The organism is Ruminiclostridium papyrosolvens DSM 2782 (genome assembly GCF_029318685.1).
Lineage (GTDB): Bacteria > Bacillota > Clostridia > Acetivibrionales > DSM-1351 > Ruminiclostridium > Ruminiclostridium papyrosolvens.
Window position 1 is genome coordinate 244,835 of record NZ_CP119677.1, and the last position, 11,882, is coordinate 256,716.

An 11,882-nucleotide genomic window follows, 5' to 3' on the forward strand; every position below is an offset into this window, starting at 1 on the left:
TGGTAATTTAACACTATGGCGAAATGATTTCAGGAGGGGAAATAATGAGTTTTTTTGAAAGGCAATTCAAACTAAAGGAGAGCGGAACTAACGTTGCCACTGAGGCAATGGCTGGATTCACTACCTTCTTTACAATGGCCTATATAATTTTTGTAAACCCCACGATTTTAGGGCAGACAGGTATTCCTAAAGGTGGAGTTTATGTTGCAACAATACTTGCAGCAGTTGTAGGAACTCTTATTATGGGGCTATTTGCAAATGTGCCATATGCACAGGCTCCGGGTATGGGATTGAATGCATTCTTTACCTTTACGGTTGTATTCGGACTGGGTTACACTTGGCAGCAAGCTATGGCAATGGTGTTTATCTGCGGTATCATAAATATAGTTATTACGGTAACACAGATAAGAAAGTTGATTATCAAGGCGATTCCTGAATCCCTTCAATTAGCCATCGGTGGTGGTATCGGATTATTTATCGCTTATATAGGTTTTAAAGGTGCAGGATTTTTAAAGTTTACATCTGAAGGAAAGGCTTGGGCTCCTCTGAAAATCTTAGGAGACGATCCCAAAGCCGCTACTGTTGTAGCAGACGGAGCTAACGTAGTTCCGGCGTTTGTAAATTTTACAAGCCCTGTTGCACAGGTGGCACTGATTGGACTTATAATAACAGCTGTTTTGATGATTCTTAAATTTAAAGGGGCCATATTGGCAGGTATAATTGCATCTACACTAATAGGTATTCCTTTACATGTAACTGACATTTCCATGTCCTCGTCATACAAGGTTGCGGACGTTGCTCAAACAGCATTTAAAATGGACTTTGTGGGTTTGTTCAGTGATCCGGGGAAATTGGCTCTAGTTTTGGTAACAATTCTTGCATTCAGTTTATCAGATACCTTTGATACAATAGGAACTTTCATCGGGACAGGCCGTAAAAGCGGTATATTCGATGATAAGGATGAAGCTGAGCTTTTTGCGGGAAAGGGCTTCAAGTCTAAAATGGACAAGGCACTTTTTGCAGATGCCATTGCTACATCTATTGGTGCGGTATTCGGTACATCAAATACAACAACATATGTGGAGAGTGCAGCAGGTATAGGTGCCGGAGGAAGAACCGGCCTTACCTCGGTATTTACCGCCTTACTGTTTGCTTTGTGTCTGTTGTTTGCACCTGTTGCAGGAGTGATTCCGGCAGCTGCCACTGCACCTGCTTTGATAATAGTAGGTGTACTGATGATGGGAAGCTTTGCAAAGATTAAATGGGATGATTTTGATGAAGCATTGCCCGCATTCTTTACAGCTGCAATAATGCCATTTGCATACAGTATTTCAAGTGGTATCGCTTCCGGATTCATTATGTATGTGGTTGTAAAGATATTCAAAGGAAAGGCAAAGTCCGTACATCCGGTTATGTACATTGTAACGGGACTCTTTGTACTAAACTATGTAATAACTGCGTTGCTTAAACTTTAATTATATATATTCCCCCACTTTTACTTCCTTTGTATGAACGGTTATATAATAAGACTGTTCGTACAAGGGTAGTTTTTTTGTACGCTGTATTATAAAATATATAAAACTTAATATATATGGAAAATGGAAAGGAAACTTGTATATGCCGTTAATTGATATGCCATTGGCAGAATTGAAAAAGTATAATGGAATTAACCCATGTCCCCCGGATTTTGATGATTACTGGACTAAGGCAAAAGAAGAACTGGCAGCCGTTGATTCAAAGGTTGAACTTGTTCCGTCTGATTTTCAGGTGCCTTTTGCAGAGTGCTTTGACTTGTACTTTACAGGGGTAAGAGGAGCAAGGGTACATGCTAAATATTTACGTCCAAAAGGCGGGAGTGAACCACACCCTGCAATACTGCAATTCCATGGTTACACAAGCAATAGTGGTGACTGGAATGACAAACTGAATTTCGTTGCTATGGGGTACTCTGTTGCAGCACTTGATGTACGTGGTCAGGGAGGCTACTCAGAGGATTCTGGCTGTGTAAAGGGTGACACTGTACATGGACATATAATGAGAGGGCTGGATGATAGGCCGGAAAATATGCTTTTCAGACATGTTTTTCTGGATGCTGCTCAACTGGCTAAAGTTGTAATGTCAATGGAGGAGGTTGACGAGAACAGAGTGGGAGCTATGGGATTTTCACAGGGAGGAGCTTTGACACTTGCATGTGCAGCGTTAGAACCTCGTATAAAGAAGCTTGCACCTGTTTATCCGTTTCTGTGTGACTATAAAAGAGTTTGGGAAATGGATCTGGCAAAGGATGCCTATAACGATATCAGGGACTACTTCAGATTCTTTGATCCCCTTCATGAGAGGGAAGACGAAGTGTTTGAAAAACTGGGATATATAGATTTACAATACCTTGTGAAACATATAAACGGGGAAGTTCTTATGAGTGTAGGTCTGATGGATAATATATGTCCTCCATCAACACAGTTCTCCGCTTATAATAAAATAACTTCCAAAAAACAAATGCTGATATACCCCGATTACGGTCACGAGAATATTCCTACCGTTATGGATAAAATATATCAGTTTATGCTGGAACTTTAAAAAAAGAGGCGCCCGGCCTGTGCAAGTGTAATAATAAGCCGGGTGCCTTATCTATTATATTATGCCATATTGAAGAAGTAATCGTCTATTTTAAGCTTTAAATCATGGTTGATTTTATCGATTATGTCATAATCAATTGCATCTATGTATATATTTTCAAGGTCGTCGTTAAGATCTTTAGCTTTGGAAAGGTAATGCGTACCTTCACGGATTATCCCTTTATATCTGGAGGTTATATCCTCAAGCTGTGTCTTAAACTCCTCATCTGTACCGGGTTTAATTGCATAGGAGTATATATCAATAACTCTATCTGTATACTTAGAAGGAAAATACTCATGAGGTGAGGTGCTGTCAAATACAGCGGTGGATAATTCTCTGATAATAACCATGTCAAGGCTGTCGGGATCAAAGCCACAGTGATATATCTCTACATCAAAACCTCTGTCTTTTGCCGACTGTGCAATTCTTTTCAGCATGGTTGATTTTCCCGAACCGGGTCTGCCCTTAATGAAATACCTGTTTGATATATGAGCGGTAAGGTCCATAACAAAATCCACAGACCCCTTAGGAGTAGCACCTCCAAAGAATCTGTTCTTAACACCGGCCTGTTTATCCTGATAATTACTGCCCACTATAGTATTGATGGTCTCTTGGGTAATTTCATTCATTTTATTAAAATCAATATTCGCAATGTATATCTTTTCCCACTCATCGTGAACAGTTAAGGCCTGTGAGAAGAGCTTATAGGCACTTTCATAACACAAAGCAATTTGTTTGTTAATTTTAAGAATATCATCTTTTAGGGGAATTAGCTTTTTGCTGTCCCAGGCAGTTCCAAGGTTTATGTACTCTTCAATGGCTCCCGGGGCTCTGGGTTCTACCACGTGAGGAAAGGTTCCGTCTACAACGCCTATCCCCAAAGTAGGGAGAATAATACCATCCACAGAGCTATTGTCACAGGGGGAATGAATGTACTCTACGTCAAAACCTCTGTTGTACCATTCCTTGCCGAGCCTTTTCATAAGGGTAGATTTTCCGGTAGCGGGGCCTCCTTTTAGAATAAAAAGTCTGTCCAGATAATTAATATTGTCGTCCAAGTAATTTACAAATCCCTTCGATGAGTTTGCGCAGGCATAATAGTTAATAATTTTTGCACACAAAAAACACTCCACCTTTCAATAACTTGGATATTATATTTTAGAATATGCAAATACTAGTAATATTGCTAAACCTACCAACTAAAAATAACCACTTTAGCCAGGTGTGTCATGAAATATGTATAGCTAAAACACTTCGTTTTTATAACTAAGAAATTACATTGTATGTAAATATAAACATGTAAAAATTAGCTGTATGCCTTGAATTTACTTATAATAAAAGTAAAAAGTAAATAATTATACTTTTGTATGAATATATATACATGAAATATTAAAATTTAAAAGTTGCATATTTTCATTAAAAAATAAAAATGTGACAAAAACATGTGTTGAAATTTATACAACTGTATGTTAAGATGGTTAGTGAAAAAATTATCAAATAATTCGCTTAACTGAAATACTGAATAGTACCGTGTTAATCACAAATACTACTCATTGATAGCAGTATATTTTTTTATAAATTGAAGGGAGAATTATAATGACTACAAACAAGAAATTAGAAGCTTGGGTTAAAGAAATTGCCGACATGTGTCAACCAGACCAGATTTACTGGTGTGATGGTTCTCAGGAAGAAAACGATCGTCTTTTAAAAGAGATGGTGGATTCCGGATTGGCTAAACCTTTAAATCCTGAAAAGCGTCCTGGATGCTACTCTTTCAACAGTGATCCTTCTGACGTTGCCCGTGTTGAGAACAGAACATATATTGCTTCAAAGTCAAAAGAAGAAGCAGGACCAACTAACAACTGGATTAATCCTGATGAATTGAAAGAAACTATGAAAGGTCTCTACAAAGGTTGTATGAAGGGAAGAACAATGTATGTAATTCCTTTCTCAATGGGACCTATAGGTTCAACAATATCAAAAATCGGTGTTGAAATCACTGATAGTGCATATGTTGTTGTTAACATGAGAATCATGACTCGTATCGGAACAAAGGTATTGGAAACACTCGGTGACGGAGAATTCGTACCTTGCTTGCATTCAGTAGGAGCTCCTCTTGCAGAAGGCGAAAAAGATACTAAATGGCCTTGCGCACCAATCGAATCAAAATATATCAGCCATTTCCCAGAAGAAAAGACTATATGGTCATACGGTTCAGGTTACGGCGGAAATGCTTTACTTGGAAAGAAGTGTTTTGCTCTTCGTATAGCATCTGTTATAGCTCGTGAAGAAGGCTGGTTGGCTGAGCATATGCTTATCCTCAAGCTCACTGATCCTAAGGGTACTGTTAAATATATCTGCGGTGCTTTCCCAAGTGCTTGCGGTAAGACTAATCTGGCTATGCTTGTTCCAACAATTCCAGGATGGAAAGTTGAAACAATCGGTGACGATATAGCTTGGATGAAGTTCGGAAAAGATGGCAGATTGTATGCTATCAACCCTGAAGCAGGTTTCTTCGGAGTTGCTCCTGGTACATCAATGGATTCAAATCCAAATGCTATGCACAGCATTGAAAAGAACACTATCTTCACTAACGTTGGTGTAACTGACGATAATGATATTTGGTGGGAAGGTATGGGAGTAGATGCTCCTGCTCACTTAATTGATTGGCACGGAAAGGATTGGGCTCCAGGTTCAGAAACTCCTGCTGCACATCCAAATGCTCGTTTTACAGCACCTGCAAATCAGTGTCCTGTTATAGCTCCTGAGTGGGAAGATCCTGCTGGAGTGCCAATATCAGCTATATTGATAGGCGGACGTCGTCCTAGCACTATTCCTTTGGTACATCAGAGCTTTGACTGGAACCACGGTGTATTCCTTGGTTCAATAATGGGTTCAGAAATCACTGCTGCAGCTATCTCCGATAAAATCGGACAGGTTCGTCGTGACCCATTTGCAATGCTTCCATTCATCGGCTACAATGTAAATGACTATTTACAACACTGGTTGGATGTTGGTGCAGCTAGCACAGAAGATAAACTTCCAAAGATATTCTATGTTAACTGGTTCCGTAAAGATGAGAACGGAAAATGGTTGTGGCCTGGTTATGGCGAAAACAGCCGTGTTCTCAAGTGGATTTGTGAAAGAGTATCAGGCGAAGGTAAGGCTGTTAAGACTGAAATCGGTTATATGCCTACTGAAGATGCTATCGATGTTGAAGGCTTGAATGTTTCAGCTGAAGACATGACAGAACTTCTCAAAGTTAAGAAGGAAGAATGGCTCAAAGAAGTTGAGTCAATCAAAGCTCACTATGAGACTTATGACATAAACAAGGTTCCTGCTGAATTGAAGAAGCAGCTTGCTGATCTTGAAGCTAGATTGAAGGCTTAATGATAAAAACCCGAGGGCGAGCGAGTAGTCATAAGAACAACTTGTGAACTGATGGTCAAGATAAGCTTAATAGTAACACGCCTAAGATTTTACAATCTTAGGCGTGTTTTATTTTTCATTAAAGAGAAGACTATTAGTATCTGCTTTATAAAAAGCTATTGACAAAAGCTAATGCTCCCCTTACAATTAGACTGAACGTCAGTCTAATTGTAAGGGGAGCATTATTATGCGAGTAATTAAGGATGCCGATGTACGTAAAAATGAAATTTTAGATGTCGCCGAAGAGCTTTTCAATCTTAACGGCTTCGATGCGACAACAATAAGTGCAATTATAGAAAAAGCCGGAATCGCTCGGGGAACGGTATATTATCATTTTAAATCAAAGGAGGATGTGTTAGACGCCCTCATAGAACGACATTGCGAGAGGCTTTTAGCAGAGGCCAAAGAGATTGCTGCGGACAGCAGACTTCCGGTTATGGAACGGCTAATACAAACCCTCATGTCAATGAATGGCGATAAAGAGGGAACGCCCAGTGTAATTACCCAACAGATGCACAGGCCCCAAAATGCCTTGATGCATCAGAAAACACATGAGACCATGCTGGAGGCTATCCCTCCTATTCTTATGGGGATTATTGAGGATGGTATTAAGGAGGGCATATTTAATACGCCATATCCTTATGAGAGCTTGGAAATGGTAGTTGCTCATGTTAATACTGTTTTTGATGACTATGCCGAAAAGCTTACGGGAAAAGAACTGTTAAAAAGAATCAGAGCATTCATTTTTAATCTTGAACGACTCTTCGGTGCAGCACCGGGAAGCTTTGACAGCGTGAATGCGTTATTTAATAAAGGAGGTGGTGCTGATGAATAAAGCCGGAAACAGCGCTTTTCTAAAGTTTGTAATATTGTGTTCAGGCGGATTTGTTGCTGCTATTGGCAGTGGTATCAGTTCTTTCGGACTGGGAGTATATGTGTTTAAGGAAACGGGGCTAGCGTCTGCCAGCACGCTGATTACTCTGCTGGCTTTTTTGCCGGGGCTTCTGCTTGCCCCTTTTGCAGGAGTGCTTGCAGATAAATATGACCGCAGGCTTTTGATGATTCTTGGAGATGGTCTTTCTGCCCTAGGGCTTGTATATATCCTTGTTTGCATGATGAGCGGAAAGGCACAGCTTTGGCAGATTGGTGTAGGGGTAACGGTCAGTTCAATTTTTTCGTCACTTGTGGAACCATCGTTCAAAGCTACCATAACAGATCTTTTAAGCGAGGAAGATTATTCAAAGGCTAGTGGATTGGTGCAGCTTAGCGGCTCTGCGAAGTTTTTGATTTCGCCTCTTATAGCGGGCTTTCTTCTCCGTATTTCAGATATAAAGCTTCTGCTTGTCATTGATATTTGCACAATTTTTATGACTGTGGCGGTAACCTTTGCTGTACGAAAAGGGCTTGTATCGAAGGTCTCGGGTGCAAAAAAATCCTTTATGAAGGAGTTTAGAACAGGAATGACTGCACTTACAAAAAACAGAGGTGTGTTTATGCTGGTGTTGTCGGGTATAGGAATTTCTTTCTCTTTAGGATGCATCCAAGCTCTCTATACACCTATGATACTTGGGTTTTCCGACAGTTCGGTTCTAGGTATTACCACAACAGTTTCCGCATGCGGGATGTTGGTAAGCAGCTTGCTTTTGGGCATAATACCTGTGAGAAAAGGTTTTACTAAAGTGCTTTCGCGCTCTCTTTTCTTTGCAGGGATTTTTATGGCGGGCTTTGGCCTTAGAGAAAACATTATTTTAATCTGTACTTTCGGTTTTTTCTTTTTTTCAATGCTGCCCTTTACCAACATGAGTCTGGATTATCTTATTCGCACCAACATTTCTAATGATGTACAGGGACGGGTTTGGGGGCTTATCGGTATTATTTCACAGCTGGGTTATGTGATTGCGTACAGCATTTTGGGGCCTCTTGCCGACTTTGTTTTTATCCCCATGTTGACACCAAACGGGATATTAGCTGACAGCATTGGAACCGTAATCGGCACAGGAACAAGCAGAGGAGTTGGATTGCTTATTATTCTTGCCGGATTATTGCTTTCAATAACAGCTATTATTTTGTATCACGTAAAGCCTATTAGAGAATTAGAGAACGGAGGTGAAGTATGTACCGAAAACTAATCATAAATGATATTAAAAAAAGCAAACTTATTTCAATTACGATTACTGCGTTTATACTGCTGGCAGCAATGCTCACTTCTCTTGCGGCAATTCTTTCTGTGAGCCTGTTTACCTCTATTGACAGCATGATGGAAAATGCCGTAACGCCTCACTTTTTGCAGATGCATTCCGGCGGGATAAACAGGCAGCAGCTTTTAAATTTTGCGGATAAACAGGGAAATGTACAGGATTTTCAGGTTTCCTCTTTTCTCAATATAGAGGGAGCAGAGATAGCTATAGGAGAAAGTTCTCTTGCCGGTTCCATACAGGATAATGGGCTTTCGGTGCAAAGTGAACGCTTTGACTTTTTACTTGGCTTGGATGGAAACATTATCAGGCCGGCAGAAGGAGAGATTTATGTTCCTCTTTATTATATGAAAAACGGTCAGGCAAACATTGGAGACAGTGTGGTGATACATGGCATAGGTTTTAAGGTAGCCGGATTTCTGCGAGATTCTCAGATGAACGCTTCCATGATTTCCTCCAAGCGTTTTCTTGTTAATGAGTCTGATTTCAAAAAAATGAAGGAATTTGGAAAACAGGAATATCTTATAGAGTTCCGTCTGACTGCCCCTTCCGCTGTTTCCTCCTTTGAAGAGGCATATTTAGCGGCAGGCCTTCCTGCCAATGGACCTCCCGCTATCACTTATTCGCTATTCAAGATGGCAAACGCCATTGATGACGGTATTATGATTGCGGTGCTGATGCTTACCAGTATTCTTGTTATTATCGTAGGTTTCTTGTGCATCCGTTTCACACTGCTTGCCAAGGTTGAGGATGATTATCGGGAAATCGGAGTGCTAAAAGCAATAGGTCTAAGAACTCGAAGTATAAAACAGCTCTATCTGGCAAAATACGGCGCTCTTGCAGGAACTGCCTGCATTGTGGGCTTTGTACTTTCCCTGTTTTTAAAAGAGCCTTTCTTAGAAAATATCCGTTTATATATGGGCGAGTCGGACAGCTCCGGACTTGGTTTAGTATTGGGAATGCTGGGTGCATTGATTATCTTTTTTGTCGTAATGCTTTATGTAAATAGTGTTCTCCGCCGTTTCAAAAAAATATCGGCAGCACAGGCTATACGCTTTGGTGCACCACAGGAAAAAACTAAAGCAACAAGAGGTTTTCGCTTGTCTGAGAGTCGGATAATTTCGCCTAATATTTTTCTCGGAATCAAGGATATCCTGTCACGTAAAAAGCTTTATGTTACAATGCTTATGGTGTTGATTATTTCCTCTTTTCTGATGATTGTACCGCAAAATATCTACAACACAATTTCCCAACGTAACTTTATGGCCTACATGGGAATAGGCGAATGTGATATGCGAATCGATATCCAGCAAACGGACAATATCGCCGGAAAAACAGAGGAACTTGCAAGTTCTATGGCGCAGGATTCAGAAATAAAAGAATATGCAGTGTTGAAAAGCTATATGTTTGATATGCCTATGAAAGACGGAACGGTTGGCAAGCTCAAGGTGGAACTTGGGGATCATTCTGTATTCCCAATTAAGTATTCCATCGGCAGAGCACCGCAGAGCAAATCGGAGATAGCTATTTCCAAATTTGTTGCGGAGGATTTGGGAATCAGCCTTAATGATAAAATTGTACTTATTGTAGACAATCAGAAAAAAGCGCTTACTGTATGCGGTGTATACTCAGACATCACCAATGGAGGCAAGACCGCAAAGGCTATTTTTGATATCAGTGACGGAAATATTCTTTGGAGTATAATTCCGGTGAAGCTTCATAGTGGGGTTGACGTACACGGAAAAGTAGTTGAGTACAAAAACCGACTTTCTTATGCCAAGGTAGCAGACATTGATGAATATATTAAACAGGCATTTGGAGGAATTACCGATGCAGTTCAAAAGGCTTCCTACGCTTCTATAGCAGCCGCTGCGATTCTCACGATGCTGGTGACACTTCTGTTTATGAAAATGCTGCTGACAAAGGATAGATATTCTATCGCTGTGTTGAAATCTCTCGGTTTCAAAACAGCAGAGATTCGTGTACAGTATCTGGCAAAGGCGTTTGCCGTACTAATCGTTGGCATACTCATCGGCACTATTCTGGCAAATACACTGGGAGAGTTTGTGGGTGCCGGACTGATTGCATCCTTTGGAGCATCCACATTTCGATTTGTGGTTAACCCAATATTTGCGTACCTGTTTTCACCGGTTCTTATGGCCATGTGCGTGGGTTTTGCAACATGGCTGAGCATCTCCGGTATTTCCTTACTTAAAATACCGGAATATATTAAGGAGTAGGATAATGAATAAAATAATCAGCGGAAAAAGTATTGTAAAAACCTATGGCAAAGGGCAGGAAGAAGCCATTGTTTTAAATAATGTGGATATAGAAATATCAGAGGGAGAATTTGTTGCGGTAATGGGGCCATCGGGCTGTGGGAAATCTACGCTGCTTTTTGCTTTAAGCGGCACCGACACTATAAACAGTGGAGAGGTTAAATTTGACGGTCAGATGTTATCCAAATTAAGTGAAAATGAACTTTCTGATATTCGGAGAACAAGAATGGGATTTGTATTTCAGCAACCCACTATGCTCAAAAATTTGAATATTCTTGACAATGTCATTCTTTCCAGTTTGCAGGAGAATAAAAAGAATTACAAAAACATCATCGAGAAAGCTAAAAAGTTGCTGAAGGACACGGGCATATCAGAGCAGGAGGATAGAGATATTACTGCTGTATCAGGAGGTCAGCTCCAACGTGCAGGTATTTGCCGAGCCCTTATGAATGACCCTGAGATTTTGTTTGCTGATGAGCCTACCGGTGCACTCAATTCTAAAACCTCCGAAGATATTATGGACATATTCTCAACAATTAACAAAAATGGTACTGCCGTCATGTTAGTTACTCATGACGCAAAGGTGGCATCCAGAGCAGAAAGAGTTCTATTTATGAAAGACGGTAAAATAGAATCACAGCTTTTCTTGGGGGAATTCGATAAAGATGATATAAAAAACAGAATGAATCAGATTGCCTTAAAGATGCGGGATTATGTTATATAGTATTGTTTGCAAAGGCTGTTTCAATTGAAACAGCCTTATTTCTTACAGTAAAATGTATTGACAAAAAAATACTTCGCGAGTAGAATAACAATATACTTCGTTGCAAGAAGTATATAGGAGACTTTTATGACCGACAAAAATGAATTGGGCCTTGAGACAATAATTTTTCAATATATTGACGAACTGAAGTTTTTGCTTTTTCCTGATAAGTGGAGCAGCATTTTTTTGGATTACTCGAAAAACGAGATACTTGCACTGCTGCTTCTATATAGAACCAAAAAAGCTAACATGACGGAAATTGCTGAATATATATGTGCACCTCTTAATACTGCTACAGGTGTTGTCGGCAGGCTTGAAAAAAAGCTTATGGTGGAGAGACTGCGGGATAAAGAGGACAGAAGGATTGTCAATATTGTTCTGACCAAAGAAGCAGAGGATTTTATAGAGCAGGGAAAAAGAACTATATCCCACTATTTTCAAGAGGTAGTTAAAGCATTATCTGATGATGAAAAAAAGGCAGCATTAAGTATTTTCACTAAGGTAGTTTCGGTATTTAAAAATGATAATTTACCTACTGAGAGTATGGCTGAGAAAAGAGTAAAAAGGATTAAAATCGAATAGTCTAAAGGCTGTAATAAA

Annotated in this window: 9 protein-coding genes; 8 read left to right on the top strand and 1 reads right to left on the bottom strand. The window is 39.9% G+C overall.

Annotation, left to right across the window (positions count from 1 at the left end; translation table 11 throughout):
- The first annotated feature begins 44 nt into the window (after positions 1-44).
- Positions 45-1,475: an NCS2 family permease gene (locus P0092_RS01125; RefSeq protein ID WP_004619315.1), complete on the top strand. Its 1,431-nt coding sequence runs from the start codon at positions 45-47 to the stop codon at positions 1,473-1,475.
- 142 nt (positions 1,476-1,617) lie between these two features.
- Positions 1,618-2,577: an acetylxylan esterase gene (locus P0092_RS01130; protein WP_004619317.1), complete on the top strand. Its 960-nt coding sequence runs from the start codon at positions 1,618-1,620 to the stop codon at positions 2,575-2,577.
- Positions 2,578-2,636: 59 nt separating this feature from the next.
- Here the strand turns inward: P0092_RS01130 and P0092_RS01135 are convergent, their stop codons facing one another.
- A complete protein-coding gene (locus tag P0092_RS01135; RefSeq protein WP_004619319.1) occupies positions 2,637-3,737 on the bottom strand; it encodes a PRK06851 family protein in 1,101 nt (366 codons plus the stop codon).
- Positions 3,738-4,212: 475 nt separating this feature from the next.
- Between P0092_RS01135 and P0092_RS01140 the strand changes: the two genes are divergently transcribed.
- The 6 genes from P0092_RS01140 to P0092_RS01165 all read left to right on the top strand — a co-directional run bounded on the left by P0092_RS01140 (position 4,213) and on the right by P0092_RS01165 (position 11,864).
- Positions 4,213-6,006, top strand: coding sequence for a phosphoenolpyruvate carboxykinase (GTP) (locus P0092_RS01140; RefSeq protein ID WP_004619321.1), 1,794 nt, complete (start codon positions 4,213-4,215; stop codon positions 6,004-6,006).
- A gap of 226 nt (positions 6,007-6,232) precedes the next feature.
- On the top strand, positions 6,233-6,880 hold the full coding sequence (locus P0092_RS01145) for a TetR/AcrR family transcriptional regulator (protein ID WP_004619323.1): 648 nt from the start codon (positions 6,233-6,235) through the stop codon (positions 6,878-6,880).
- Positions 6,873-8,174: an MFS transporter gene (locus P0092_RS01150; RefSeq protein ID WP_004619325.1), complete on the top strand. Its 1,302-nt coding sequence runs from the start codon at positions 6,873-6,875 to the stop codon at positions 8,172-8,174. The genes P0092_RS01145 and P0092_RS01150 overlap by 8 nt, the downstream gene beginning before the upstream one ends.
- Entirely contained in the window at positions 8,159-10,480 is a 2,322-nt protein-coding gene (locus P0092_RS01155) for an ABC transporter permease (protein ID WP_004619327.1), read from the top strand. The genes P0092_RS01150 and P0092_RS01155 overlap by 16 nt, the downstream gene beginning before the upstream one ends.
- Before the next feature lie 4 nt (positions 10,481-10,484).
- Entirely contained in the window at positions 10,485-11,243 is a 759-nt protein-coding gene (locus P0092_RS01160) for an ABC transporter ATP-binding protein (protein ID WP_004619329.1), read from the top strand.
- Between the two features lie 126 nt (positions 11,244-11,369).
- Positions 11,370-11,864 carry a MarR family transcriptional regulator gene (locus P0092_RS01165; RefSeq protein WP_004619331.1) on the top strand — a complete coding sequence of 165 codons (495 nt, stop codon included), beginning with the start codon at positions 11,370-11,372 and terminating at the stop codon, positions 11,862-11,864.
- Positions 11,865-11,882: the final 18 nt, after the last annotated feature.

Bases quoted from the DNA above. Each gene is read 5' to 3' on its own strand.
- P0092_RS01125 (WP_004619315.1), top strand. From the start codon at position 45: ATGAGTTTTTTTGAAAGGCAATTCAAACTAAAGGAGAGCGGAACTAAC.
- P0092_RS01130 (WP_004619317.1), top strand. From the start codon at position 1,618: ATGCCGTTAATTGATATGCCATTGGCAGAATTGAAAAAGTATAATGGA.
- P0092_RS01140 (WP_004619321.1), top strand. From the start codon at position 4,213: ATGACTACAAACAAGAAATTAGAAGCTTGGGTTAAAGAAATTGCCGAC.
- P0092_RS01145 (WP_004619323.1), top strand. From the start codon at position 6,233: ATGCGAGTAATTAAGGATGCCGATGTACGTAAAAATGAAATTTTAGAT.
- P0092_RS01150 (WP_004619325.1), top strand. From the start codon at position 6,873: ATGAATAAAGCCGGAAACAGCGCTTTTCTAAAGTTTGTAATATTGTGT.
- P0092_RS01155 (WP_004619327.1), top strand. From the start codon at position 8,159: ATGTACCGAAAACTAATCATAAATGATATTAAAAAAAGCAAACTTATT.
- P0092_RS01160 (WP_004619329.1), top strand. From the start codon at position 10,485: ATGAATAAAATAATCAGCGGAAAAAGTATTGTAAAAACCTATGGCAAA.
- P0092_RS01165 (WP_004619331.1), top strand. From the start codon at position 11,370: ATGACCGACAAAAATGAATTGGGCCTTGAGACAATAATTTTTCAATAT.